Consider the following 26,030-nt stretch of genomic DNA (forward strand, 5'->3'; position numbering starts at 1 on the left):
CCAAGCGCTATCCGGCCATCGCACCGAGCTGGCGCAGAGCCTGGAACGAGGTGATCCCGTTTCTCGACTACCCGCCCGAAGTGCGCCGACTTATTTACACGACGAATGCCATAGAAGCTTTGAACTCGAAAATCCGGCGTGCGGTGCGAACCCGCGGCCACTTCCCGAGCGATGAAGCGGCGGCGAAGTTGATCTACTTGGCCCTCAATGCTACTTCCGTCGAGTGGAAGCGATCTGTGCGTGAATGGCACCGCGTTAAAAGCCAACTCGCCATTATGTTCGAAGAACGCTTTCCCATGGCTTAACTAAAGGCGCCAGGGCACAAAATTACGCACACTCCCTTTTGAACCGCAAAGGATCATCTACAGCTGCTTTGAACCTAAGCGCAGCTATCGGTCCAACGCCCGGAACGGTCATCAGCCGCATGCAGACTTCATCGTGGCTGGCCGCGCGCTTCACACGGCGATCCAGCTCAAGATAGTGTTGATACAGAGCGACCCGCGCGTCCAGCAGCGGAACCAGGGCATGTATGAGGACGTCATCCATTTGGATCATAGGCCGTACGATATCGTCAAAGCTTCCATGGCTGACGGTTTTGGGCAGACGCAAGCCAAAGATCTTTAGCAAGCCGCGCACTTCATTTGCAAGATCAATGGTCTTGTTGAGCAGCGCCTTTCGGCTGCTCAAGAGAGCCCTTAAGCCATGCGCTTCGCGGCTCTTCATATGAACCGGACTGAACCATCCCGTGCGCAGAATCTGCGCGATCCCTCGCGCGTCATTCTTGTCGGTCTTGTTGCGCATCGCTGAAAGAGCGGCATTCACTTGCCGCGCCTCCATGCAAACGACATCAAAACCCTCGGCTTGCAAACCAAAGAATAAGTGCTGGCTCATCGTGCCCGCTTCAAAACCGACCCGTTCAATCGGATGCAGGAACTTCCTCAGCCAGTCAGAAATGTCACTCACTTCGCAAGCAAGCTCGCGTTCAAGCATAACTTTTCAATTGGTATCGACGATGCAAACTGCGCACGACCGCAACGACACATCTAATCCAGCATAATATTTCATCTTCAATCTCCCTTGTTCACAGTAATCCTGTAATCTTATCGGGAGCTCGACCTCAGGACAGAGGGCAGCTCAATTACGCATGCTTTGTCCGCATTGCCGACACTCGAGGCAGAAGCGCTTTCACAGATATTGTTCGCGACTGAGTGTTCGTCAGAACACCGCCTCGTGCGCGCCTCCCTCCAGCGCGGCATCACGTTCCATCAAAGATTTGCTGATTGAGAGCAGCCTTCGCTTTTCTTGCCGAACCCAGTGCGACCAAAGCCGAGGACTTGCCCTGAACAAGCCTCGCAGGCCACGTAGGTTAATCCTGAAAAAACTGCACTTTCAATTTCCGTCGACGCCTGAGCGCACCTATGTTTAACCTAAGGAGCTAAAAAGGGGTGACCATTAGTCGAGTGATGCAAATCCTTAATTCGGCTGCGAATTCGCCAATGGCCGCCCATAACTTGTGAAATGGCCACTTTCGCTACGAAAATGGCCAAAATAAGCTTGTTATCATAAGATGTGCCTAACCTTAAATCACCCGCACTTGCTGTGACCGCAGCTGCCGCAGGTCATGCAGCCTTCGACCATGCGTAGGTCGTATTGGCCGCAGCTGCTGCAGGCTTTACCACGCGGAGCGTCAAGGCCGACGACCTTGGCTTGCGGGTCGGATTTCAGCCCCTGCCCTTCGCCGGCGATAAAACCGGTGGCGATCAGGTGTTGTTCTATCACGCCACCGATAGCGGCCAGCATCGACGGGATGTACTTGCCCCGCATCCAGGCCCCGCCGCGCGGGTCAAAGACGGCCTTCAGCTCTTCGACGACAAAGGACACATCGCCACCGCGCCGGAACACGGCGGAAATCATGCGTGTGAGCGCGACGGTCCAGGCAAAATGCTCCATATTTTTTGAGTTGATGAACACTTCGAACGGACGACGGTGGCCCCCGATCACCACATCATTGATGGTGATGTAAAGCGCATGCTCGCTGTCGGGCCATTTGATCTTGTAAGTGGACCCTTCCAGCTCTTCGGGGCGGTCCAGCGGGTCAGACATATAGACGACTTCACCGCCTTCTTCCGACGTAGCCTGCGCCGCAATTTCACCGGGCGCTGTGTCCGCGCTTTCGGAGACTGACAGAACCGATCCGGTAACATCGTTGGGGCGGTAGGTCGTGCAGCCTTTGCAGCCTTGATCCCACGCCGCCATATAAACATCCTTGAACGCGTCAAAGCTGATGTCTTCGGGGCAGTTGATGGTTTTCGATATGCTGCTATCGACCCACTTCTGCGCCGCAGCCTGCATTTTGACGTGGTCCAACGGTGCCAGCGTTTGGGCATTGACGAAATAGTCGGGCAACGGCGTGTCACCTTTCAGATCGCGCCACATTTGCACAGCGTAATCGACGACCTCTTCCTCGGTGCGGCTGCCATCCTTTTGCAGAACCTTGCGTGTGTAGGCATAGGCAAAGACCGGTTCGATCCCCGAGCTGACATTGCCAGCATAAAGACTGATGGTGCCGGTGGGCGCGATAGAGGTCAAAAGCGCGTTGCGGATGCCGTTTTCAGCGATGGCGTCGCGTACATCATCGTCCATCTGCTGCATGGTGCCCGACGCCAGATAGGCGTCCGCCTCGAACAGCGGGAAGGCACCCTTTTCCTTCGCCAGATCGACCGATGCAAGATACGCAGCCCGCGCAATCGCCTTGAGCCAGGCTTCGGTCTGCTCTGCCGCTTCGTCCGAGCCATAGCGCAGCCCGACCATCAACAAGGCATCCGCCAGACCGGTGACGCCCAGACCGATACGACGCTTGGCTTTTGCTTCGGCCTGTTGTTCGTCGAGCGGGAATTTCGACACATCGACGACGTTATCCATCATGCGCACAGCAGTCGCGACCAGCTTGTTCAGTGCCTCGACGTCCAGCTGAGGGTTGTCGCCAAACGGATCGGACACCATCCGCGCCATGTTGATCGACCCCAGCAGGCACGCGCCATAGGGCGGCAAAGGCTGCTCGCCACAGGGGTTGGTGGCGGCGATGGTTTCGCAATAGCTCAGGTTGTTGGCTTCGTTGATGCGGTCGATAAAAATCACACCGGGTTCGGCGAACTCATAGGTCGCCTTCATAATCCGGTTCCACAGATCACGCGCCTGAACGGTGCGGTACACTTTGCCGTTGAACAGCAGATCCCAGCTGGCATCTGCCTTGACCGCATCCATGAAGGGGTCGGTGATCAGCACGGACATGTTGAACATCCGCAGCCGCGCGGGGTCGGATTTTGCGGAGATGAAATCTTCGACATCGGGGTGGTCGCAGCGCATCGTGGCCATCATCGCGCCGCGGCGCGACCCGGCGGACATGATTGTCCGACACATCGCATCCCAGACATCCATAAAGCTCAGCGGGCCAGAGGCGTCAGCGGAGACCCCCAGCACATCCGCGCCACGGGGCCGGATAGTGGAAAAGTCATAGCCGATCCCGCCGCCCTGCTGCATGGTCACGGCGGCTTCTTTAAGCATATCAAAGATGCCGGCCATGCTGTCAGGCACGGTGCCCATGACGAAACAGTTGAACAATGTCACACGGCGCGCAGTACCTGCCCCGGCAGTGATCCGTCCAGCGGGAAGAAATTTGAAATCCTCCAGCGCTTCGTAAAATGCCTCTTCCCATATTTCAGGTGCATCTTCGATCTGCGCGAGATCGCGGGCAATGCGCCGCCAGCTGTCTTCGACCGTTACATCGCGCGGCGTGCCATCCGCATCTTTAAAACGGTATTTCATGTCCCAAATCTGTTCGGCGATGGGGGCGGCAAATCGTGACATATTCGATTCCTTGAGGGCTGTTTGGGAAGGTGTTCACCATACCCCAAATCAAAGCGCAAGCACAACAGGTTGAAGCCGACGCACTAACGTCTACATTATGTCGTGTCCGGAGCATGCGGATGCAGGAGGATTCTGTGAAAAATCATATTAATCTCATCAAGTTGTCGGTAGGCACTGAAACCGTCGATGATCTAGCTGCATGGCAGGAAAAAAAACAGGCGCGGACCAGCGACGGTTTTCCCCGTCACGTGACTCGCATGTGGCCCAAGCGCGAACCCGAAATTCTGAACGGCGGGTCAATTTTCTGGGTGATCAAAGGCGTCATCCAGTGCCGCCAGAAAATCCTGCGTCTGGAAGAGGCTTCGGGCGCGGACGGCGTACGGCGTTGCGCGATTGTACTTGATCCCAAGATTATCCGCGTTCAGGGCAGTCTCAAACGACCATTTCAAGGCTGGCGATACCTTGCCCCTGAAGATGCGCCCGCCGACCTGCCAGAGGGCCGCGAACATGAAGAGCCCCTGCCCACAGAACTGAACCGCGCCCTGGCCGAGATCGGCGTGCTCTAGCAGCAGCCCCTGAGCCCGCAGCCCCCGCGGGATTTGAGTTTATTTTGCAAAATGAAGCAGGGCTGCGCGTGCCGCTTCATTTTGCCCTTAAACTCCCGCCGGAGGCGCATCTGCAAGATGCCGCGCGTCAGCGCGTCAGGACAGCCGCGCCAGCAGGGCGGTCATCGTGGCGCGATCGGCGTCATCCATATCCGCCATCCGGCTTCGCCACAGCGTCGCCTGTGACCGCAGGATCAGCCCGTCAGACAAGATCTTGAGGTGATTGGCGCGCAACGTCTCCCCGCTCGAGGTGATGTCGGCAATCGCCTCTGCGGTTTCATTCTTGATCGTGCCTTCGGTCGCCCCCTGGCTGTCGACCAGCGCATAATCCGCGACACCGGTGCTGCGCAGGAATTCCCGCACCAGCCGGTGGTACTTCGTCGCGATGCGCAGGCGAAACCCGTGTTTGTCGCGGAACGCCGAGGCAGCGGCATCCAGATCGTCGAGCGTATCGACATCGACCCAAGCTTGCGGCACCGCGATGATCAGGTCCGCATGGCCAAAGGCGAGCTCTTCCACCGGTGCGACAAGCTGATCCCACAACGCCAGTTTCTCTTGCACAAGATCTGTGCCAGTGACGCCCAGATGGATGCGCCCTGCGGCCAGTTCGCGGGGAATTTCACCCGCAGACAGCAAGATCAGCGACACGCCGTCTATCCCTTCGACAGCACCCGCGTACTCACGTTCGGATCCCGTGCGCTGCAAGGTGATCCCCCGTGCCGCAAACCATTCAAAGGTTTTCTCCATCAGACGCCCTTTGGAGGGCACACCGAGTTTGATCGTCATTGACCTGCCTCCAGTTCCAGCATCAGCCCGGGGCGCATCACGCCGCCGACCGCGGGGATTTCACCGCCCTGCCCCAAACGCCGGGTCAGCGCGTCATAGCGTCCGCCTGTGGCAATGGTGGGCAGGTCGGGCCGTGTCGCTGCGCGGAAGCCAAAGACGAACCCGTCATAATATTCCATTGATACGCGGCCAAAGCTGGCTTCGAACATCAGGTTTCCGGTATCGACACCGCGTGCGGCAAGCGCCTTTTCCCGTGCCGCGACACGGTCCACCGCGTCAGAGATGGCGGGCATATCAACGGCAAGGTCATGTAACTGACTGATCGCATTGGGCATGGTTTCACGCACATCCAGCAGCGCCAGCAGCAAGGAAACCTGCGTGCGCGACAGCGCCGGTTCGGCAGCGTCGGCACGCAGGGCCGCGATGCGGGTTTCGATCTCGTCCAAACTGCGCAGTCCGATCAGCGGCGCGGTGATCGCACCATCACTGGCCAGCAAAGCGGCACGCGATGCAGGCATCGGCGTTTTACCGGCATAGCGGTCAAGCAGCGCACGGAACCGGCGGGGCCGCCAGATGTGCCGCATCAACGCAGCCTTGCGCGAGGCAGATGTATCGAGCCCCGCAACCGCTGCCATCAGGATGCCGATATCCCCCGTCACCGCCGTGACCGGCAGACCGTCCAACGCGCCATGGATCAGGGCAAAGACTTCGGCATCGGCTGCCGCGGGATCGCCGCGGTCGAAGACTTCGTAGCCCGCCTGAATATATTCATTGGCGCGGTTGGGGTCACGTTCTTGACGGCGGAACACTTCGCCTGCGTAGGTATAGCGTGCCGGGTCCGCACCATGGGCCATATGCATCTGCACCACAGGCAAGGTATAATCGGGGCGCAGCATCTGTTCGCCCCGCATCGCGTCCGACGTCACGTATGCACGCGCGCGAATGTCTTCGCCATAGAGATCGAGCAGGGTTTCGGCAGGCTGCAAGATCGGCGGCTCAACCACCGCTGCCCCCTGCGCCTCGAACAAGGCGCGCAGGCTCGCGGCCTTGGCAAGGATTTCGGATCGGGTCGCCATCAGCGGTTCAGCTCCAGTATTTCACGCACTTTGGCGACAAGGTCACCACGCGCCACTTCATATTGGCTCGGGCGGTCTTTCCATTCCTCGAGCGTTGCGCTTTCAGCAATTTTCGCGCCTAGGATAAGGTCCTTGATCTGGATCATGCCCTTGTCAAATTCGTCGCCCCCCGCGATCACTGCCACCGGGCTGGCGCGACGGTCCGCGTATTTCAGCTGGTTGCCAAAGTTTTTGGGGTTGCCCAGATAGACCTCGGCGCGGATGCCGGCCTGACGCAGTTCAGCGACCATCGCCTGATAGTCGGCCATACGCGCCTTATCCATCACGGTCACCACCACCGGCCCTTCGGCCTGCGCTGACATCCGGCCTTTGGCCTGCAAGGCCGCCAGTAGACGGTCGACACCGATAGACACACCCGTTGCGGGGACTTCCTGTCCGGTAAAACGTTTGACCAGATCGTCATAACGCCCCCCGCCCGCGACAGAGCCAAAGTTGCGCACGCGCCCTTTGTCGTCCTTGATCTCGAAGGTCAGTTCCGCCTCGAAAACCGGACCGGTGTAATAGCCAAGACCGCGCACAACGGATGGGTCAATCTCAACGCGGTCAGAGCTGTACCCACCGGCCGCCATCAGATCGGCGATGGTTTCCAGCTCGTCTACGCCTTGCGCCCCTGTCTCGGAACCCGCGACCAGTTCACGCAGCCGTGCGACGGTTTCTGCACCGGTGTCGCGCTTGGCCTGCATGAATCCCATGACAACATCGGCCTGTGTATCTGTCAGGCCCGCCCCATCGGTGAAATCACCGCTGTCGTCCTTGCGGCCCGCGCCCAACAATGCGCGCACGCCGTCCAGCCCCAGCCGGTCGAGCTTATCAATCGCACGCAGCACGATGCCGCGCTCGTGGGCAAAATTGTCGGGGTTGGCAGGGTCGAGCACGCCTGCGACCTCCATCACACCGTTGAGCACTTTGCGGTTGTTCACCCGTACGATGTAGTCGCCGCGGTCGATCCCGACTTCTTCCAGACAATCGGCCAGCATCGCGCAGATCTCTGCATCCGCCGCAACCGACGGCGCGCCGACAGTATCGGCATCGCATTGATAGAACTGACGGAACCGGCCCGGACCCGGCTTTTCGTTGCGCCAGACCGGTCCCATCGCATAGCGGCGATAGGGCGTGGGCAGATCATTGCGGTGTTGGGCATAGACCCGCGCCAGCGGTGCAGTCAGGTCATAGCGCAGGGCCAGCCAGTCGCCGGGCTTGTCAGCCTCGGCATCCTCTTGCCACGCAAACACACCTTCGTTGGGGCGGTCCACATCGGGAAGAAACTTGCCCAAAGCCTGCACCGTTTCTACGCCAGAGCTTTCCAAAGCGTCAAACCCGTAGCGATGATAGACCTGCGCAATCTTGTGCAGCATCTCGGCGCGCTGCGTGACTTCTGCACCGAAATAATCACGAAATCCCTTTGGCGTTTCGGCCTTGGGGCGGGGAGTCTTTTTTGGCTTGGCCATTGGATCACATCCTGTGGGCTAAATATCGCGCTTCGCGTCTAGCCCAACCCCCCGCTAAGGGCAAGCGACGCGGCCCCGCGCTGTGCAGACCTGCGCACGCACCCCCCCTTATCTAACGCAGCGCAACCTGTTAGGAGAGCGGCAAATGCGCAAGCTGCGAAGGTGCCCTCATGGATAAGCTCGAAGAACAAATGGCCCATCTGATCCGCACGGTGGATGACCTGTCCGATGTCGTTGCCCGTCAGGAGACAGAGATCGCAATGCTAACGCGGCGGGTCCATATGCTGATGCAGCGCGAAGGTGAACGCGAGGCGTCAGGCTCCGAAGGCGTCGTTATTGGGAATGAACGCCCGCCGCACTACTGATCTGGGGCTACTGGCGGCGCAAGACAGCTGCCGTCGTGCCAGATGGCCGCCGTCAGATTTCCTCTACCTCCATCACGCCGGTCAGGGACCGGATCGCGCCCTTGATCTTGGGGGTGACAGGGTATTCGGCACAGAGGTCAACTTCGACCTCGCCGGGCAACGTGGGGTCCATCAGGCACAGTTGCACCGGCCCCTTGCCCGCGCTGCGCGCCGCAGATCGCGCACCTGCCAAGACATCGGCGACCGCCTGAATCGCCCCTGCGTCCTCCACAAAGATGCGCAGCCCCATATTGCCCGCATCCTCAACCACCGTGTCGATCGGCACCACAGACCGGCCCAGCAGTTTCAGCTGGTCGCTTTCCATTGTGGCCTCGACCATGACCACAACCTTTGATCCGGTTTCAAGGTGATCTCGTGCCAGTTCCAACGTGTCCGAGAACAATGTCACTTCATAAGCGCCCGTCGGGTCCGACAGCTGCGCAAAGGCAAAGCGATTGCCGCGCGCCGATTTACGTTCCTGCCGTCCGGCGACGATCCCGGCCAAACGGGCGTTCATCGCGCCTTTGATCGACACTTTTTCGGTCAACTCGTCCAGCGTCAGAAACGGTACCCCACCGGTTGCAGATTTGCGCTTCATCGGACCCATATAGTCATCCAGCGGGTGCCCCGACAGATAAAAGCCGATGGCTTTGAATTCTTCGGTGAGCCGTTCAGCGGCCTCCCAGTCATCGCACGGCACGATACGCGGTTCGGGCAGATCATCGCCCGCCTCGCCAAACAGCGACACCTGATTAGAGGCTTTTTGTTCGTGGATCGCGGCTGAATAGCTGACCAAGCCGTCCAACGACTGCCAGACACGACGGCGATTATTGTCCAGCTGATCAAACGCACCAGACCGTGCCAACATTTCAAGCGGGCGTTTGCCCACCCGTTTCAGATCAACCCGCCGCGCCAGATCAAAGAGCGTGGCAAACGGCTTGTCCACACCGTCAATCTTGCGCCCTTCGGTGATCAGCTTCATCGCCTCCACACCGACGTTCTTCAACGCCCCCAAAGCATAGACCAACGCGCCCTCGACCACTTTGAACGTCGCATCACTGCGGTTCACGCAAGGCGGCACCCACGGCAGTTCAAGCCGTTTGCGGACCTCTTCGAAATAGACCGCCAGCTTATCCGTCAGGTGGATATCGCAGTTCATTACGCCGGCCATGAATTCGACCGGATGGTTGGCCTTGAGCCAAGCCGTCTGGTAACTGACCACCGCATAGGCCGCAGCGTGGGATTTGTTGAAACCGTAGTTGGCGAATTTTTCCAAAAGGTCGAAAACTTCCGACGCTTTCTTTTTATCGACGCCGTTGGCCATCGCGCCTTTTTCGAACTTCGGGCGTTCCTTGGCCATTTCCTCGGCGATCTTTTTACCCATCGCACGGCGCAGCAGGTCAGCGCCGCCAAGGCTGTAGCCCGCCATGACCTGCGCGATCTGCATAACCTGTTCTTGGTAAACGATAATCCCCTGAGTTTCCTCTAGGATGTGGTCAATCGACGGATGCACGGATTCCCGTTCGCGCTGGCCGTTTTTGACCTCGCAATAGGTGGGGATATTCTCCATCGGGCCGGGACGGTACAGCGCCACAAGAGCCACGATATCCTCGATACAGGTCGGTTTCATCCGTTTGAGGGCATCCATCATGCCGCTGGATTCCACCTGGAACACCGCGACCGTCTTGGCGCTGGCATAAAGCTTGTAGGATGCCTCGTCGTCCAACGGGATGGTGGCGATATCGTCGATCAAGCCTTCGGGCGGCGCAAACAGCTCTGTCCCGTCAGCGGCGACATGCAGGTGACGGCCCGAAGATTTGATCTGGTCGACCGCGTTCTGGATGACGGTCAGGGTTTTGAGGCCCAGAAAGTCGAACTTGACCAAACCGGCCTGCTCCACCCATTTCATGTTGAACTGCGTCGCGGGCATGTCGGAGCGCGGATCCTGATACAGCGGCACCAGCGCGTCCAGCGGCCGGTCCCCGATCACAACTCCCGCCGCGTGGGTCGATGCGTTGCGCAACAGCCCCTCGACCTGCTGGCCATAGTTCAACAGCCGCGCGACGACTTCCTCGTTCTTGGCCTCCTCGCGCAAACGTGGTTCATCCGCCAGCGCCTTTTCGATGCTGACAGGTTTCACGCCCTCGACCGGAATCATCTTGGACAGACGATCCACCTGCCCGTAGGGCATCTGCAGCACCCGCCCGATGTCACGCACCGCCGCCTTGGACAAAAGCGCCCCGAAGGTGATAATCTGCCCCACCTTGTCGCGCCCGTATTTGCGCTGCACATACTGGATCACCTCTTCACGACGATCCATGCAAAAGTCGATATCAAAGTCAGGCATCGATACCCGTTCGGGGTTCAGGAACCGTTCAAACAGCAGTTGATAGCGCAGCGGATCAAGGTCGGTGATGGTCAGCGCATAGGCCACCAGACTGCCCGCCCCCGAGCCCCGCCCCGGCCCGACGGGAATATTGTTGTCCTTGGCCCATTTGATAAAATCCGCAACGATCAAGAAGTAGCCGGGGAACCCCATGCCCTCGATGATGCCCAGTTCAAAATCCAGCCGCTTTTCGTAGTCTTCGACGCTGGTGGCATGGGGGATCACCTTAAGCCGGTTCTTCAGCCCCTCATGCGCCTGCCGCTTCAGTTCTTCGATCTCGTCATCCGCAAACTTCGGCAGGATCGGATCACGACGATACGCCATAAAGGCACAGCGTTTGGCGATCTCTACGGTGTTGTCGATGGCTTCGGGCAGATCGGCAAACAGCGTTACCATCTCGGCCTGCGACTTGAAATAATGCTGCGCCGTCAGCCGGCGGCGTTCGTGCTGCTGATCGACATAGGCGCCGTCCGCGATACAGATCAACGCATCATGGGCCTCATACATTTCGGCCTTGGGGAAATAGACGTCATTCGTCGCGACCAAGGGAATACCCATAGCATAGGCCAGCTCGACAAAGCCGCGTTCGGTCAACTGTTCAGCCAGCGGTTGGCCGTCCTCACCGGGGTGGCGCTGCAATTCGACATAGAGCCGGTCCGCAAATGCCCCGTGCAACCGCGCCATCAATGCCTCAGCGGCAGGGCGCTGCCCGCCTTGCAACAACTGCCCCACAGGCCCGCCCGCGCCACCGGTCAGGCAGATCAGCCCGCTGTTCAGCGCCTCCAGCTCCTCCAACGTGACCTGCGGCAGCACACCGCCCTTGTCGATATAGAGACAAGAGTTCAGCTTCATCAGATTCTCATAGCCGACCTCGGATTGGGCCAGCAAAACGACAGGGGCAGGATCGCGTGGCTTTTCCCCCGGTTGCACCGTCACATAGGCCAGATCAACCTGACAGCCGATGATCGGTTGCACGCCGGCCCCCGCCATAGCGACCGAAAATTCCAACGCGGCGAACATGTTGTTGGTGTCGGTCAGTGCCATTGCGGGCATTCCGGCACTCTTGCACAAATCAGGCAGCTTTTTCAGCCGCAACGCCCCTTCCAACAACGAATATTCGGAGTGCGTGCGCAGGTGAATGAATCGGGGTGCTTGTGCCATAGCGCCAACTTACCCAAGCCCACCCGCAGTCACCAGACCCACCGGTGTCACGCGCGTCGTTTTCCGGCAATACCGCGCACGACCAAGTCCTTATCCTACAAAATCTCTTGCCAAGCCCCCTCGCCCCCGCCTAGCCTCGCTGAACATTTGCCCGCGCCGCGTTCTACGTCGCATCGAACGTCGCGCAGATCACGGGCTAAGGTACCGCGGCGGAACGAACCTTATGGACATCACTTTTCTCCTCAACGGGGAAGTCGTGTCACTGACCGGCGTCTCTCCCACCACGACGCTGCTGGATTGGCTACGCGAAACCCGACATCTGACCGGCACCAAGGAAGGCTGCAACGAAGGCGATTGCGGCGCGTGTTCCGTCATGATCAGCGACGACCAGGGCCACCGCGCCCTGAACGGCTGCATCCTGTTCCTGCCCCAGATCAATGGCAAAGCCGTCACAACCGTCGAAGGGCTCGCGGCACCTGATGGCAGCCTGCATCCGGTGCAGCAAACCATGATCGACTATCACGGCAGCCAATGCGGCTTTTGCACACCGGGCTTTGCCGTCACCATGGCCACCGACCATTTGAACGGGGCCACTGACCACGACACGCAACTTGCTGGCAACCTGTGCCGTTGCACCGGCTACGCGCCGATCATCCGCGCCGCTCAAGCCGCAGAAACCGCCCCCGTGCCCGCGCACTTGAAAAACCTCAAACTTCCAAATGGCCCTAAATTCTCGGGGGGGCCGGCGCAGCCGGACGGGGGCGGACAGCCCCCAGCGACCTCGCACCCCACGACCACAGATGAACTCGCCCGCTGGTACGCCGATCACCCCGACACGACCTTGATCGCAGGGGCGACGGATGTGGGGCTTTGGGTCACCAAACAATTCCGCGATCTGGGGCCGGTGGTGTTTCTCAACCAGATCCCCGACCTGCGCGGCATCACCGATGGCGGCGATCACTGGCGTATTGGCGCGGCTACCACCATTTCAGCGCTCGAGGCGCATTTCACACCGCTCCACCCCAGCCTAGGCGCGATGCTGCGGCGGTATGGCTCGGCGCAAGTGCGCAACGCGGCCACCATCGGGGGCAATATCGCCAATGGCTCGCCCATCGGGGACGGCCCTCCGGCGCTCATCGCGATGGGGGCAACATTGCACCTGCGTCACGGCGACACCCGCCGGAGCCTACCGCTTGAGGACTTCTTTATCGACTACGGCAAACAGGACCGCGCCCACGGCGAATTTGTTGAGGCGATCACCGTACCAAAGCTGCCAACTGCCAAAGATGACACCCTGCGCTGCTACAAGATCAGCAAACGTTTCGATCAGGACATCTCGGCGCTGTGCGGCTGTATCAACATTACCCGAGAGGGCGACCTGATCACAGACGCGCGCATCGCCTTTGGCGGTATGGCGGGCACGCCGAAACGGGCGACACAAACCGAAGCGCTGCTGGTCAATCAATCCTTTGACGAGGCCACGATCCGCCGCGCCATGGATGCCTTGGCGCTGGATTATCAGCCGATGACCGACATGCGCGCCTCGGCGCAGTACCGCTTGCTGACCGCCCAGAACCTGCTGTTGCGCTATTTGCATGACCTGAACGGTTTGCCCACGAACCTGCACGAGGTGACAGCATGAGCGTTGCTAAATCCCTACCCCATGACGCCGCCAAGCTCCATGTTACGGGGGCTGCCCGGTATGTCGATGACATCCCGACACCGGCCACAACGCTGCACATCGCCTTTGGCCTGAGCACGGTGGCCGCCGGCACGCTCAACGGCATGGACCTGCGCGATGTCGCTGCCGCCCCCGGTGTGGTGGCGGTACTGACGGCGGCAGATTTGCCGTTTGACAATGACGTATCGCCGTCCAACCATGACGAACCGTTGCTGGCCACCAACGCGGTACATTACGCGGGCCAGCCTGTGTTCATGGTTGTCGCGACGACCCACCTTGCGGCACGCCACGCGGCTCGGCTTGGGGCGGTGGACATCACCCCAACCGCCTCGATCCTTTCCATTGAAAAGGCGCTGGCCGCCGAGTCCCGCTTCGAAGACGGCCCCCGCATCTACCAAAAAGGCGACGCCGCAGCCGCGTTGACCACCGCCCCCCAAAGCCTGAGCGGGACGATCAATATCGGCGGACAAGAGCATTTCTACCTCGAAGGTCAGGCCGCCCTCGCCCTGCCGCAAGATAATGGCGATATGGTCGTCCATTCCTCGACCCAGCACCCGACCGAGATTCAGCATAAGGTGGCAGAGGCGCTTGGCACCCCGATGCATGCCGTACGGGTAGAGACCCGGCGCATGGGCGGGGGTTTTGGCGGCAAGGAAAGTCAGGGCAACGCGCTCGCCGTGGCCTGCGCCGTCGCAGCCGCGCGCACAGGACGCCCCTGCAAGATGCGCTATGACCGTGACGACGATATGATCGTGACAGGCAAACGCCATGATTTCCGCATCGACTATACCGTTGGCTTCGACGCCGATGGCCGGATCAAGGCGCTGGATTTCACCCATTACACCCGCTGTGGCTGGGCGATGGACCTGTCCCTGCCCGTCGCCGACCGTGCCATGCTGCATGCGGATAACGCCTATCACCTCGATAACATCCGCATCACCTCGCACCGGTTGCGCACCAACACCCAAAGCGCCACAGCATTTCGCGGCTTTGGCGGGCCTCAAGGGATCGTGGGGATCGAACGGGTGATGGACCATATCGCACAATCACTCTGCCTTGATCCGCTGGCTGTGCGGCGGGCGAATTTCTATGCTGATGTGATGCAGCCTGACGCGACCGGAAAGGTCCATGACGACCGCGCTGTGCCCGATGATACCGAGGCTGACCTTGCTTCTCGCGGGGCACCGCCTGCACCGCAAGGCGGCACGCCACCTCAGCCCACGGATATGCAAACCACGCCCTACCACCAACCCGTGCAAGACTGCATTATCAACGCGCTAACCGACCGGCTGGCCCAGACATCAGACTACGCCGCCCGCCGCGCCGCCATTGCCGACTGGAACGCGACGCAGCCGATCCTGAAACGCGGCATCGCGCTGACGCCGGTCAAGTTCGGCATTTCTTTCACCCTCACCCACCTTAATCAGGCGGGGGCGTTGGTGCATGTCTATCAAGACGGGTCGATCCACCTGAACCACGGCGGCACGGAAATGGGTCAGGGCCTCTTCCAGAAGGTCGCGCAGGTCGCCGCCAACCGCTTTGGCGTTGACCTGTCGGCGGTCAAGATCACGGCGACGGATACGGGCAAGGTGCCCAATACCTCGGCCACGGCGGCGTCTTCGGGGACGGACCTGAACGGCATGGCGGTGCAAGCGGCCTGCGACACAGTCCGCGACCGCATCGCCGACCATCTGGCCGAGCGTTATCAGACCACCGCTGACCAGATACGCTTTGCCGACGGGCAGGTTCATATCGGGGAAGAGGTGATCAGCTTTGCCCAAGCCGCCGCCTCTGCTTACGAAAACCGCGTGTCGCTGTCGTCTACCGGCTTCTATAAGACGCCCGAAATCGAATGGGACCGCATCAAGGGCCGTGGCCGCCCGTTCTTCTATTTTGCTTACGGCGCCGCAGTCACCGAAGTGGTGATCGACACGTTGACCGGCGAAAACCGTATTCTGCGCGCCGACATCCTGCATGACGCGGGCGCATCGCTGAACCCCGCGCTGGACATCGGCCAGATCGAAGGCGGCTATGTGCAGGGTGCGGGCTGGCTCACGACCGAGGAACTGGTCTGGGACGCCAAAGGCACGCTGAAAACCCACGCGCCCTCGACCTATAAGATCCCCGCCATCTCTGACCGGCCCGATGTGTTCAACGTGGCGCTTTGGGACGCACCCAACCCCGCGCAAACGGTCTATCGGTCAAAAGCGGTGGGGGAGCCGCCTTTGATGCTGGGGATCTCGGCCTTCATGGCGCTGTCGGATGCGGTGAGCGCCTGTGGGGACGGGTTCGGCGACCTGCAAACACCCGCCACAGCCGAGGCAGTGCTGACCGCCATCGGGAAGGCCCGCAATGCCCTTTGACCGTGCAGCCCTGTCGCAGGCCGTCGCCGCGCATGGCACGGTGGCGCGCATCGTTGTGGTGCAGGTCAAAGGGTCTGCCCCGCGTCCGGCGGGCACGTCGATGTTGGTCTGGGCGGGCGGTGCGTCGGGCACCATCGGCGGCGGCCAGCTTGAGCTACAATCGATGCGCGATGCCGCCATGATGCTGGCGGGTGGCCCCCGCAGCAAACTGACCCGCGCGGCCCTTGGTCCCGCAATGAACCAATGTTGTGGCGGGGCGGTGACAGTGGTGATCGAGGTTTTCGATGCCGTCACGCTGGACGCCCTGCCCGACACCTACCCCGACATCTATCTGCGCGCGATTGATCCCGCCGCCCCGCCCCTTGCCGACAGCTTTCGCGCCAAAATTGACCGTGCCAGTGGCAGCGCGACACCGCTGGCCATTACCCTGCACGGCGGCTGGTTGGCAGAGCCGTTGTGGCAGCCGTCGCGTCAGGTGGTCATCCACGGTGCGGGCCATGTCGGCAGCGCGCTGGCGCGCATTCTGGCCCCCTTGCCGCAGTTCCGCGTCACACTGGCCGACCCGCGCCCCGGTTATCTGGATACCTTGCCCGAAGGCGTCACCGGCGTGGATGGCCCTTGGGGTGCAGCACTGCACGGCGCCGAAGATGACGCTGCGCATTTCATCATGACACCGGCCCATGATGACGATCTGGACCTGTGCCACCGCCTACTGCAACGCGATTTTGCCTTTGGCGGGTTGATCGGATCGGACACAAAATGGGCGCGGTTCCGCAGCCGTTTGGCCGCCCTTGGTCATGCGCCCGAACAGATCGCCCGCATCACCTGTCCCATCGGCGCGCGGCAATTTGGCAAGCATCCTCAAGCGATTGCCCTCGGAGTAGCCACGCAACTCTTGCAATTTGGCCCTGCCCGCACGAATAAACAGCCAAGTTTGACACAAAAGGAACGCTGCGCATGACCGACACGCCCCTTCTAGCGCTTTCCGGGCTGACCAAAGCCTACCCCGGTGTTGTCGCCAATGATGACGTGTCATTGCGCATTGCGCCGGGCGAAGTTCATGCGCTGCTGGGGGAAAACGGTGCCGGCAAGTCGACGCTGGTCAAGATGATCTATGGGTTGGTCAAACCCGACAGCGGCACGATGCAGATGCACGGCACCAGCTTTGCCCCGCAAGAACCCCGTGCCGCCCGCGCCGCGGGCGTGGGCATGGTGTTCCAGCATTTTTCCCTATTTGACGCGCTGAGCGTGGCAGAAAACATCGCCCTCGGGATGGAGAACGCGCCCAGGCTGCGCGCCCTCAGCAAGCAAATCCGCGACGTGTCAGAGGCCTACGGCCTGCCGCTGGCCCCCGACCGGATCGTTGGCGACCTATCCGCAGGCGAACGCCAACGGGTCGAGATTATTCGATGTCTGCTGCAAGACCCCAAGCTGTTGATCATGGATGAACCCACCAGCGTTCTGACACCACAAGAGGTTGAAATCCTGTTCAAAACCCTGCGCAAGCTCAGCGCCGAAGGCACCGCGATCTTGTATATCTCCCACAAGCTTGAAGAGATCCGCAGCCTGTGCGACAGCGCGACGATCCTGCGCTTGGGCAAAGTCGTGGGCCATTGCACCCCGTCGGAAACGACAGCGCGGGACATGGCAGAAATGATGGTGGGCAGCACGCTCAAGACGCCGACGCGGGCGGGCAAGACACCCGGCGCGGTGAAATTGGACCTAAGGGGGCTGTCTGCGGCCTCGCCGAGTTCCTTTGGCATGCCGCTGCGTGATATTACCGTGCAAGTCCGCGCAGGCGAGATTTTGGGCATCGGCGGTGTCGCGGGCAATGGGCAAGATGAACTGCTGTCGGCGCTGTCGGGCGAGTTGCTGACCGCCGCTGGCATGGTCGGGTTCGAGGGTCAGGACGTGGGCCAACTTGGCCCCACCGCGCGCCGCCACTTGGGCATTCTGACCGCGCCCGAAGAACGTCTGGGCCATGCCGCCGCCCCAGATATGTCCCTGACCGAGAACGCAATGCTGACCGGTGCCGTACGCGAAAAGCTGGAACGCCGCGGGATGTTGAACTGGCCCGCCGCCAAACGGTTTGCCGAACGCATTATCGCCGATTTCGACGTCCGCACACCCGGCCCCGGCAATGCCGCGCGGTCGCTGTCCGGCGGGAACCTGCAAAAATTCGTCATCGGCCGCGAGGTGTTGCAACGGCCGCAGGTGCTGGTCGTCAATCAGCCGACATGGGGCGTGGATGCCTCTGCCGCGGCGTCGATCCGGCAGGCGCTACTGGATCTGGCTGAAAACGGCACTGCGATGATTGTGATTAGTCAGGATCTGGACGAGCTGATGGAGATATCGGACCGCTTTGCCGCGTTGAACGAGGGCCGCCTGTCAGAACCACGTCCGGTGCAGGGGCTGACTGTGGACGAGATCGGATTGATGATGGGCGGGGCCAATGGGATGGAGGTGGCGCATGTTTGACGCGTCGCTTGCGGGGGTTTCACACCCCCACACCCCCGTGGAGTTTTCCCTGCAAAATGAAATATTTGACAAGAAATGGTGTGTGGCATGATGCGGCTTGAGAAACGGCCTCAGGCCAGCCGGGCGTTTTCCTATGCCACGCCGGTTCTGGCGGTGATTGCCACGATGGTTTTTGGCGGCGCGCTGTTCGCAGTGCTGGGAAAAGACCCGCTAGCGTCGATCATGACGATCTTTTGGGAACCTCTGTTTGGCGATTTCGCGTTTTATTACCGCCCGCAACTGCTGGTCAAAGGCGCGCCATTGGTGCTGATCGCCATCGGGCTGTCGCTGGGATTCAAGGCCGGAATCTGGAACATCGGAGCCGAGGGCCAGTATATCATGGGTGCCCTTTGTGGGGCCGGGGCGGGTCTGGCGTTCTATCCGGCAGAAAGCGTGTTTATCTTTCCGATCATGGTGCTCGCCGGGGCGCTTGGCGGATGGGTCTGGGCCATGATCCCTGCCGTGCTGAAGGTGAAATTCGGCACGAATGAAATCCTAGTGTCGTTGATGCTGGTCTATGTCGCAGAGCAGTTCCTTGCGTCGGCCAGCCTTGGGTTGCTGAAAAACCCCGAAGGCTTTGGCTTTCCGGGCAGCCGCAACCTTCAGCAGTATGCATCCGCCCATAATGGCGAGCTGTTTGCCGGATCGGGCATGCATTGGGGTGTGGTCGCGGCCTTGATCGCGGTGATCTTTGCCTATGTGTTGCTGGCGCGGCACCGTTTGGGCTTTGCCATCCGCGTCACGGGCGAAGCACCCCGTGCGGCACGGTTTTCGGGTGTGAACCCGACACGGCTGGTGTTGTTTTGCATGGGCATGTCGGGGCTGCTGGCCGGTCTGGCAGGCATGTTCGAGGTCGCAGGCCCCGCAGGGCAGATCACCATCGATTTCAACGTCGGCTACGGGTTTACCGCGATCATCGTCGCCTTTCTGGGGCGGCTGCATCCGGTGGGCATCCTGCTGGCCGGTGGCCTGATGGCGCTGACCTATATCGGCGGTGATATCGCACAAAGCCAGTTGGGCCTGCCCGCCGCCGCCATTCAGGTATTTCAGGGGATGTTGCTGTTCTTCCTGCTCGCCTTTGATCTTTTCACCCATTACCGGCTGCGTCTTGGCCGGACGGAGGTCGCGTAATGGATCTGTCTGCAATCAATCCGATCCTCTTTGTCGCCGGCTTTCTGGTGGCGGCGACGCCGCTGATCTTTGCCGCTTTGGGCGAGCTGGTGGTCGAGAAATCCGGCGTGCTGAACCTTGGCGTCGAAGGGATGATGATCATCGGTGCAATCTGCGGCTTTGCCACTGCCGTTGAAACCGGATCGCCGCTGCTGGGTTTTGCCGCCGCGGCCGTGGGCGGGGCGTTGTTGAGCCTGCTGTTCGCCTTCTTGACGCAGATCACATTGGCCAATCAGGTCGCGTCGGGCTTGGCGCTGACGCTGTTCGGGCTGGGGTTTTCGGCTTTGCTGGGGCAAAGCTATGTCGGGGTAAAACCGCCGCGGCTGCCGGATGTGAATTTCGGGCCCCTGCATGACATCCCCGTCATCGGACCGATTTTCTTTTCCCATGATATCATCTTGTACCTTGGCTTTGCGCTGGTCGTCGCGGTCTGGGCCGTGTTGAAATTCACCCGCATGGGGCTGATCCTGCGCGCCGTAGGTGAAAGCCACGAGGCGGCCCACGCCCTTGGCTATAAAGTCGTGCGGATACGAACACTGGCGATCATGTTTGGCGGGGCCTGTGCCGGATTGGGCGGCGCCTATATCAGCCTGATCCGTGTGCCCCAATGGACCGAAGGCATGACCGCAGGTGTGGGCTGGATTGCGCTTGCGCTTGTGGTTTTTGCCAGCTGGAAGCCATGGCGGCTGTTGCTGGGTGCCTATCTTTTTGGCGGCATCACCCAGCTTCAACTAAATCTGCAGGGTGCCGGCGTTGCTATTCCCGTAGAGTATCTGGCAATGTCACCCTACATCATCACCATCCTTGTACTGGTGATCCTTTCTGCGGATAAAAGCGCTGCTCCGGCATCGCTGGGCCGCATTTTTCACGCCTCAAACTAGGGGCATATCTTCAAGCGCCGGCAAAAAGGCGCGTTACTCAGGGGACTACGTTATGAAATTCACCACACTTATGGCCAGCGCGGCTTTGGCGCTTGGGCTTGCAGGCGGGGCCTATGCCCAGGACAAGACCAAGGTCGGCTTTGTCTTTGTTGGCCCCGTCGGCGATGGCGGCTGGACCTATGAACACAACCAAGGTCGTTTGGCTGTCGAAAAGGAATTCGGCGACGCGGTCGAAACCGTGTTTGTCGAGAGCGTGGCCGAGGGCCCCGATTCCGAGCGTGTGATGACGCAGATGGCATTGGACGGTGCGGACCTGATCTTTACCACCTCGTTTGGTTATATGGACCCGACCATCAACATCGCGGCCAAATTCCCGGATGTGAAATTCGAACACGCCACCGGCTACAAGCGTGCCGACAACGTGTCGACCTATTCCGCGCGTTTCTACGAAGGTCGCGCCATTCAGGGTCACATCGCGGGCAAGATGACCAAATCGAACATCATCGGCTATATCGGGTCCTTCCCGATCCCCGAAGTGATCCGTGGCATCAACTCGGCCTATATCCACGCCAAGAAGGTGAACCCCGATGTCGAGTTCAAGATCGTCTGGGCCTACACATGGTTTGACCCTGCGAAAGAAGCAGACGCCGCCAAGGTTCTGATCGAACAGGGTGCGGATGTTGTCTTGCAGCACACCGATTCCACAGCACCTCAGGCGGCGGCACAAGAAGCAGGCGACGTGATCACCTTTGGTCAGGCGTCCGACATGGCGCAATACGCGCCCAAGCCGCGCGTCTCGTCGATCATTGACGACTGGGCCCCCTATTACATCGCCCGCACCAAAGCGGTCATGGATGGCACATGGGAAAGCACAGACACATGGGACGGCATCGGTGCCGGCATGGTTGGTATCGGCGAGATTACGGACGCCGTACCTGCTGATGTGAAAGAGGAAGCGCTGGCGCTGAAAGCGTCGATCGCGGACGGGTCCTACCACCCGTTCACCGGTCCGCTGAAAAAGCAGGACGGTTCGGATTTCCTGGCCGACGGCGAAACAGCCGATGACGGCACGCTGGCGGGCATGAACTTCTATGTCGAAGGCATCAAAGGCGACATTCCGAACTAAGCCGGACGTCCCGATAAACAATACAAAGGCCTCGCATCCGCGGGGCCTTTTTTATTTCGAGGTCATCACGTTACCCGCTGTCTTGCGACAAAAAGCGTCTGGCGCGTCTTGATCGAGCGGCCTACAGAAAGCACATGCGTTTTCTGCCCGCCTTTCCTTGTCAGCTGCTTGCCACCATTCTGGTGCTGCTGTCGCTTGCGACATCGGGGTTTGCGCATCGTTTCGCGCCAGTAGACTTGTCGCCCGAGCTGCAAGCCTATGTTGCCAATGGGGGCGCGCTGGCGGACCTCTGCGGCACTGGTGATAGCCCGCACTCAGGCAATATGGCCGATTGCAAGACCTGCCGTCTGATCGGTGCCATGGCGCTGCCCGAAGCGGTCACCGGCCTGCCCGTTCCCGTGCTTGAGAAAACGCAAACCCTGCGCTTTGTGGCGAAACGGCTGCTGCACACACGCAAGCCTGACCCCAGCCGGCTGACCCGCGCACCGCCCCAAGTCTGAACATCTATCCCATCTGTTCATTCTTTCCGCCTGCCGATGATGCAGGCCATTAGGCTTGGAGCCCTCATATGACCACCCCTACCCCCACCGCGCAGCCCCAAGGGCGCGTGAACAAACTCTATTTCGCGGCGTGGCGCTGGCATTTCTATGCCGGATTGTTCGTGCTGCCCTTCCTGTCGATCCTCGCCGTCACCGGCATGGCGATGTTGTGGATCGCGTGGATCGACGGGCGCGACGGTGAATATACCCCCGTGACCGTGCAAGAAACTGTCCTGTCGGTATCCCAGCAGTCGCAAGCCGCAGTCGAGGCCGTGCCCGGCGGCACGCTGGTTCAGTATGTGGCACCGCGCGCGCTCGATCTGGCGGCGCTGTTCCGCGTGGACCACGATGGTGATGCGGTCATGGTTGCAGTTGATCCCTATACAGCCAAGGTGATCGAGAGCTTTCCGCGTCGGTCCGGCTGGTATGATTTCGCGGATGGCATCCACAGTGATCTGATGCTGGGGGTGACCGGTGATCGCATGATCGAAGCCGCGGCTTCGATCGCCTTGGTGCTGATTGCAACCGGGCTTTATATGTGGTGGCCCCGAGGTGCAGGCTGGCGCGCAACGCTGGTGCCGCGTTTCACCAAAGGTCGCGCCACGTGGAAATCGCTGCACGGTGTCGTGGGCATCTGGGTGTCTGCGTTTCTGGTGCTCTTCCTGATCTCGGGCTTGTCTTGGGCGGGCATCTGGGGCGGCAAGATGGTGCAAGCCTGGAGCCAGTTCCCCGCCGAAAAGTGGGATGCCGTGCCCCTATCGGACGACATCCACGCCAGCATGAACCACCACCGCCGCGAGGTGCCTTGGGCGCTGGAACAGACGCCGATGCCTGCTTCTGGCAGCGACACAGGGGCTGCGGGCGTTGCAGGGGCCGTCACGATCGACAGCATCGACGCACTGGCGCGCGAGATCGGCTTTGACGCGCGTTATCAGATGAACCTGCCGCAGGGCGATACCGGTGTCTGGACGCTGAGCCGCGATTCCATGAACTCTGACAGTTCCGACCCGATGTCGGATCGCACCGTGCACATCGACCAGCACAGCGGCAATATCCTCGCCGATGTGCGTTATGCCGACTATTCGCTTGCAGGCAAGGCGATGGCGGTCGGGATTGCGCTGCACATGGGCACCTTGGGTCTGCTGAGCGTACTGGCCAATACGCTGGTCTGCCTGTCGGTCCTGTTCCTCTGCGTCAGCGCGCTGGTGCTTTGGTGGAAGCGTCGCCCTACCGCCGCTGGCCGTCTGTCCGCCCCGCCCATGCCGTCAGAGCTGCCGCTGTGGCAAGGTGCCGTGCTTGTCGGGCTGTTCGTCTCGATGGCCTTTCCCATGGCGGGGGCCGTGCTGCTGAGCGTGCTGGCGGTCGACGTGCTGATCCTGTCGCGCCTGCCCGCGCTGCGCCACCGCCTGACATGATCTGAAAAGCACCCCCGCGCCACCCGTCAAAGACGGCGCGGGGGATGCATCCCCACTATTCATCCGGCGGCAACACGCTATCATCAGCGTTATGATTAAAATCCACCACCTGAACCGGTCCCGCTCTCATCGCATTTTGTGGCTGCTCGAAGAAATCGGCGCGCCCTATGATGTCATTCCCTATAGCCGCGATACCAAGACCAATCTCGCCCCGCCCGAGCTCAAGCGCGTGCACCCGTTGGGCAAATCCCCCATGGTCGAGATTGACGGCACGCTGATTGCCGAGAGTGCCGCAATCACCGAAGTGCTCTGCACCCGTTTCGCCCCCGAGATGATACCGGATCGCGACAGCCCCGCCTATCTGCAGCACCTAGAACTGATGCATTTCGCAGAAGGCTCTGCCATGACGCCGATCCTGCTGAACCTCTATGTCAGCCGTTTAGGCGACGCCGGTGCACCACTGCATCCGCGCATCACGTCTGAACTGGACAACCACTATAGCTACATGAACAGCCGCGTGCGGGCGTCAGGCCACTTTGTGCAGGATACGCTGTCGGCTGCCGACATTATGCTCAGCTTTCCGGCAGAGATCGCGATGCAGCAGGGACGCGCCAAGGATTATCCGGCGCTGGCGGGATTTGTCGAAATGATCCACGCGCGCCCCGCCTACGGTCGCGCCACCGCGCGCGGCAAGACCGACACCTAACCGCGCGGTTGCACGTCCCACCGGCCCGTGTCACCCATATGCGAACTGCTTGGGGCTGCTGAGACAGCCCCAAGCGGAAACCATTGCAACGGACAGGGGCCGCATATGAAACAGCACACATCCGATATCCTTGTCATCGGCGGTGGCATCGCAGGCATTTCGGCGGCGGCGCGCCTGTCCGGTGACGCCCAAGTCACGGTGATCGAAGGGGAAAAAGCGCTTGGCTATCACGCCTCTGGCCGGTCGGCCGCGCTGATCGAAGAGAACTACGGTGCCCCTTCCGTGCAAGCGCTGAACAAGGCCACCATCGGCTATCTGCGCGACGGCGGCTACCTGTCCCCGCGCGGACTGATGATCATCGCGGATCGTCATGAGGAAGAGGCGTTTTATAGCGATCTTGCGCATATGGGCGTTGAACAGATCTCCCCCGACGACGCACTGCGTCTTGTCCCGATTCTCGCTGCGGAACGGATCGCTTTTGCGGGCTATCACGCCGACGCCGATGATATTGATACTGACCGGCTGCTGCAGGATTTCGCCAAGGAGCTGCGCCGCAACGGTGGGCAGATCGACACGGGGCACCCCGTGACCGCGATCGCCCGCATCGGCGACATGTGGGAGGTCACCGCAGGCGCACAAACCCACCACGCGAAGAAACTGGTGAATGCCGCCGGAGCGTGGGCCGACCAGATCGCCATTCTGGCAGGCGTCGCACCGCTGGGGATCACGCCTTTTCGCCGGTCGATGGCGCGGATCGCGGCACCGGGTGGGTACGACCTGTCGCGCTGGCCGATGTTCTTTGGCGTGGGCGAAACATGGTATGCCAAGCCCGACGCGGGCGCGCTGCTGATCTCGCCCGCCGAAGAGGACCCGACAGACCCCCATGATGCGTGGGCCGACGACATGGTGCTGGCCGAAGGGCTGGAGCGGTATCAGAATATGGTCGCCGTGCCGCTCACCAAACCCATCGCGACATGGGCGGGGCTGCGCAGTTTTGCCCCTGACCGCACGTTGGTGCTTGGCCCCGATCCCGCGGACCCCGATTTTATCTGGAGCGCGGGACAAGGCGGATACGGCTTCCAGACCAGCGCTGCTGCCTCGCAATTGGTGGCCGACCTGACCCTTGGCAACACCCCCTCCCTGCCCGACACAGTGGTCGCGGCACTGCGCCCCGACAGGCTACGCCCATGACCGGCAAGCTTCCCCCCTCCGCCAGCGTGGCGATCCCCGCCAGTGGCGCGATGCTGCACGCGCCCGCGGCCGACCGGAACAAAGACGCCCTGTGCGATCTGCTGCGCGAACACGCGCCGCAAAAAGGGCGTGCGCTCGAGATCGCCAGCGGCACAGGCCAGCATATCGCCGCCTTTGCCCGTGCCCTGCCCGATCTGCACTGGCAACCGACTGAACCCGCACCCGACCGCCGCGCCAGTATAGACGCCTATATCACCAAGGCGGCCTTGCCGAATGTCGCCCCCGCAGCACCGCTCGACGCCACGGCGACGAGCTGGAACGAAACTCTGCCAGCGCAAGACCTGATCTTTTTTGCCAACCTTTTGCACCTGATCCCGACGGACGCGGCCCAGCGTGTCATCACCGAAGCCGCCCTGGCCCTCGCCCCCGGCGGCGCGCTGATCTTCTATGGCCCGTTTGTCCGCGATGGCATCCTCACCTCGGAGGGAGACCTGAGGTTCGACGCCGAGCTGCGTTCCGCCGACCCTGCCATTGGCTACAAAGATACGGTCGACATCACGCGTTGGCTCAGCGATGCTGCGCTGAGCCCCATCGACCTTGTCGAGATGCCCGCCAACAATCTGGCCTTTATCGCACGAAAGCCGTGAC

21 protein-coding genes are annotated in these 26,030 nt (G+C 60.9%); 15 read left to right on the top strand and 6 right to left on the bottom strand.

Features of this window, described 5'->3' with window-relative positions:
- Positions 1-305, top strand: a 305-nt coding sequence (locus BLQ98_RS16340; RefSeq protein WP_208596088.1) for a transposase, incomplete at its 5' end; no start/stop codon positions are given.
- A gap of 22 nt (positions 306-327) precedes the next feature.
- Here BLQ98_RS16340 and BLQ98_RS16345 read toward each other — a convergent pair.
- Entirely contained in the window at positions 328-990 is a 663-nt protein-coding gene (locus BLQ98_RS16345; RefSeq protein WP_244148468.1) for an IS110 family transposase, read from the bottom strand.
- Between the two features lie 594 nt (positions 991-1,584).
- Positions 1,585-3,867, bottom strand: coding sequence for an adenosylcobalamin-dependent ribonucleoside-diphosphate reductase (locus BLQ98_RS16350; RefSeq protein WP_093734310.1), 2,283 nt, complete (start codon positions 3,865-3,867; stop codon positions 1,585-1,587).
- A 134-nt stretch (positions 3,868-4,001) separates the two neighbouring features.
- On the opposite strand from BLQ98_RS16350, the gene BLQ98_RS16355 reads away from it, so the two are divergent.
- Positions 4,002-4,433 carry a DUF1489 family protein gene (locus tag BLQ98_RS16355; RefSeq protein ID WP_093734336.1) on the top strand — a complete coding sequence of 144 codons (432 nt, stop codon included), beginning with the start codon at positions 4,002-4,004 and terminating at the stop codon, positions 4,431-4,433.
- Positions 4,434-4,568: 135 nt separating this feature from the next.
- Here BLQ98_RS16355 and hisG read toward each other — a convergent pair whose 3' ends face one another.
- Genes hisG through hisS form a run of 3 tightly spaced genes read right to left on the bottom strand, consistent with a single transcriptional unit; the run spans position 4,569 to position 7,842 of the window.
- Positions 4,569-5,258, bottom strand: a complete 690-nt coding sequence (gene hisG / locus BLQ98_RS16360) for an ATP phosphoribosyltransferase (RefSeq protein WP_093734311.1) — start codon at positions 5,256-5,258, stop codon at positions 4,569-4,571.
- A complete protein-coding gene (locus BLQ98_RS16365) occupies positions 5,255-6,334 on the bottom strand; it encodes an ATP phosphoribosyltransferase regulatory subunit (RefSeq protein ID WP_093734312.1) in 1,080 nt (359 codons plus the stop codon). Before BLQ98_RS16365 ends, hisG begins: the two co-directional genes overlap by 4 nt.
- On the bottom strand, positions 6,334-7,842 hold the full coding sequence (gene hisS / locus BLQ98_RS16370) for a histidine--tRNA ligase (RefSeq protein WP_093734313.1): 1,509 nt from the start codon (positions 7,840-7,842) through the stop codon (positions 6,334-6,336). The genes BLQ98_RS16365 and hisS overlap by 1 nt, the downstream gene beginning before the upstream one ends.
- Before the next feature lie 170 nt (positions 7,843-8,012).
- On the opposite strand from hisS, the gene BLQ98_RS16375 reads away from it, so the two are divergent.
- On the top strand, positions 8,013-8,207 hold the full coding sequence (locus tag BLQ98_RS16375) for a SlyX family protein (protein ID WP_093734314.1): 195 nt from the start codon (positions 8,013-8,015) through the stop codon (positions 8,205-8,207).
- 52 nt (positions 8,208-8,259) lie between these two features.
- Here the strand turns inward: BLQ98_RS16375 and dnaE are convergent, their stop codons facing one another.
- Positions 8,260-11,793, bottom strand: a complete 3,534-nt coding sequence (gene dnaE / locus BLQ98_RS16380) for a DNA polymerase III subunit alpha (protein ID WP_093734315.1) — start codon at positions 11,791-11,793, stop codon at positions 8,260-8,262.
- 223 nt (positions 11,794-12,016) lie between these two features.
- Here dnaE and xdhA point away from each other — a divergent pair, with 223 nt between their 5' ends.
- The 12 genes from xdhA to BLQ98_RS16440 all read left to right on the top strand — a co-directional run bounded on the left by xdhA (position 12,017) and on the right by BLQ98_RS16440 (position 26,029).
- On the top strand, positions 12,017-13,435 hold the full coding sequence (gene xdhA / locus BLQ98_RS16385) for a xanthine dehydrogenase small subunit (RefSeq protein ID WP_093734316.1): 1,419 nt from the start codon (positions 12,017-12,019) through the stop codon (positions 13,433-13,435).
- A complete protein-coding gene (gene xdhB / locus BLQ98_RS16390; protein WP_093734317.1) occupies positions 13,432-15,837 on the top strand; it encodes a xanthine dehydrogenase molybdopterin binding subunit in 2,406 nt (801 codons plus the stop codon). Before xdhA ends, xdhB begins: the two co-directional genes overlap by 4 nt.
- Complete coding sequence (gene xdhC, locus BLQ98_RS16395) at positions 15,827-16,798, top strand: xanthine dehydrogenase accessory protein XdhC (protein ID WP_093734318.1); 972 nt, start codon at positions 15,827-15,829, stop codon at positions 16,796-16,798. Before xdhB ends, xdhC begins: the two co-directional genes overlap by 11 nt.
- On the top strand, positions 16,795-18,315 hold the full coding sequence (locus tag BLQ98_RS16400) for an ABC transporter ATP-binding protein (RefSeq protein ID WP_093734319.1): 1,521 nt from the start codon (positions 16,795-16,797) through the stop codon (positions 18,313-18,315). The genes xdhC and BLQ98_RS16400 overlap by 4 nt, the downstream gene beginning before the upstream one ends.
- Before the next feature lie 87 nt (positions 18,316-18,402).
- A complete protein-coding gene (locus BLQ98_RS16405; RefSeq protein WP_093734320.1) occupies positions 18,403-19,485 on the top strand; it encodes an ABC transporter permease in 1,083 nt (360 codons plus the stop codon).
- A complete protein-coding gene (locus BLQ98_RS16410) occupies positions 19,485-20,405 on the top strand; it encodes an ABC transporter permease (RefSeq protein ID WP_093734321.1) in 921 nt (306 codons plus the stop codon). Before BLQ98_RS16405 ends, BLQ98_RS16410 begins: the two co-directional genes overlap by 1 nt.
- A gap of 52 nt (positions 20,406-20,457) precedes the next feature.
- Positions 20,458-21,531: a BMP family ABC transporter substrate-binding protein gene (locus BLQ98_RS16415; RefSeq protein ID WP_093734322.1), complete on the top strand. Its 1,074-nt coding sequence runs from the start codon at positions 20,458-20,460 to the stop codon at positions 21,529-21,531.
- A 134-nt stretch (positions 21,532-21,665) separates the two neighbouring features.
- On the top strand, positions 21,666-22,031 hold the full coding sequence (locus BLQ98_RS16420) for a hypothetical protein (protein WP_093734323.1): 366 nt from the start codon (positions 21,666-21,668) through the stop codon (positions 22,029-22,031).
- A gap of 68 nt (positions 22,032-22,099) precedes the next feature.
- Positions 22,100-23,485, top strand: a complete 1,386-nt coding sequence (locus tag BLQ98_RS16425; RefSeq protein WP_093734324.1) for a PepSY-associated TM helix domain-containing protein — start codon at positions 22,100-22,102, stop codon at positions 23,483-23,485.
- Between the two features lie 91 nt (positions 23,486-23,576).
- The gene (locus BLQ98_RS16430; RefSeq protein ID WP_093734325.1) at positions 23,577-24,191 is read left to right on the top strand and encodes a glutathione S-transferase family protein; all 615 of its coding nucleotides are present in this window, start codon (positions 23,577-23,579) and stop codon (positions 24,189-24,191) included.
- 105 nt (positions 24,192-24,296) lie between these two features.
- Entirely contained in the window at positions 24,297-25,382 is a 1,086-nt protein-coding gene (locus BLQ98_RS16435) for an NAD(P)/FAD-dependent oxidoreductase (protein WP_093734326.1), read from the top strand.
- A complete protein-coding gene (locus BLQ98_RS16440; protein ID WP_093734327.1) occupies positions 25,379-26,029 on the top strand; it encodes a DUF938 domain-containing protein in 651 nt (216 codons plus the stop codon). The genes BLQ98_RS16435 and BLQ98_RS16440 overlap by 4 nt, the downstream gene beginning before the upstream one ends.
- Position 26,030: the final 1 nt, after the last annotated feature.

The sequence above is a fragment of the Sulfitobacter litoralis genome, assembly GCF_900103185.1.
Classification (GTDB): Bacteria; Pseudomonadota; Alphaproteobacteria; order Rhodobacterales; family Rhodobacteraceae; genus Sulfitobacter; species Sulfitobacter litoralis.

Bases quoted from the DNA above. Each gene is read 5' to 3' on its own strand.
- xdhA (WP_093734316.1), top strand. From the start codon at position 12,017: ATGGACATCACTTTTCTCCTCAACGGGGAAGTCGTGTCACTGACCGGC.
- BLQ98_RS16375 (WP_093734314.1), top strand. From the start codon at position 8,013: ATGGATAAGCTCGAAGAACAAATGGCCCATCTGATCCGCACGGTGGAT.
- xdhB (WP_093734317.1), top strand. From the start codon at position 13,432: ATGAGCGTTGCTAAATCCCTACCCCATGACGCCGCCAAGCTCCATGTT.
- BLQ98_RS16440 (WP_093734327.1), top strand. From the start codon at position 25,379: ATGACCGGCAAGCTTCCCCCCTCCGCCAGCGTGGCGATCCCCGCCAGT.
- xdhC (WP_093734318.1), top strand. From the start codon at position 15,827: ATGCCCTTTGACCGTGCAGCCCTGTCGCAGGCCGTCGCCGCGCATGGC.
- hisG (WP_093734311.1), bottom strand. From the start codon at position 5,258: ATGACGATCAAACTCGGTGTGCCCTCCAAAGGGCGTCTGATGGAGAAA.
- BLQ98_RS16425 (WP_093734324.1), top strand. From the start codon at position 22,100: ATGACCACCCCTACCCCCACCGCGCAGCCCCAAGGGCGCGTGAACAAA.
- BLQ98_RS16345 (WP_244148468.1), bottom strand. From the start codon at position 990: ATGCTTGAACGCGAGCTTGCTTGCGAAGTGAGTGACATTTCTGACTGG.
- BLQ98_RS16400 (WP_093734319.1), top strand. From the start codon at position 16,795: ATGACCGACACGCCCCTTCTAGCGCTTTCCGGGCTGACCAAAGCCTAC.
- BLQ98_RS16365 (WP_093734312.1), bottom strand. From the start codon at position 6,334: ATGGCGACCCGATCCGAAATCCTTGCCAAGGCCGCGAGCCTGCGCGCC.
- BLQ98_RS16415 (WP_093734322.1), top strand. From the start codon at position 20,458: ATGAAATTCACCACACTTATGGCCAGCGCGGCTTTGGCGCTTGGGCTT.
- dnaE (WP_093734315.1), bottom strand. From the start codon at position 11,793: ATGGCACAAGCACCCCGATTCATTCACCTGCGCACGCACTCCGAATAT.
- BLQ98_RS16420 (WP_093734323.1), top strand. From the start codon at position 21,666: ATGCGTTTTCTGCCCGCCTTTCCTTGTCAGCTGCTTGCCACCATTCTG.
- BLQ98_RS16435 (WP_093734326.1), top strand. From the start codon at position 24,297: ATGAAACAGCACACATCCGATATCCTTGTCATCGGCGGTGGCATCGCA.
- BLQ98_RS16405 (WP_093734320.1), top strand. From the start codon at position 18,403: ATGATGCGGCTTGAGAAACGGCCTCAGGCCAGCCGGGCGTTTTCCTAT.
- BLQ98_RS16410 (WP_093734321.1), top strand. From the start codon at position 19,485: ATGGATCTGTCTGCAATCAATCCGATCCTCTTTGTCGCCGGCTTTCTG.
- BLQ98_RS16430 (WP_093734325.1), top strand. From the start codon at position 23,577: ATGATTAAAATCCACCACCTGAACCGGTCCCGCTCTCATCGCATTTTG.
- BLQ98_RS16350 (WP_093734310.1), bottom strand. From the start codon at position 3,867: ATGTCACGATTTGCCGCCCCCATCGCCGAACAGATTTGGGACATGAAA.
- hisS (WP_093734313.1), bottom strand. From the start codon at position 7,842: ATGGCCAAGCCAAAAAAGACTCCCCGCCCCAAGGCCGAAACGCCAAAG.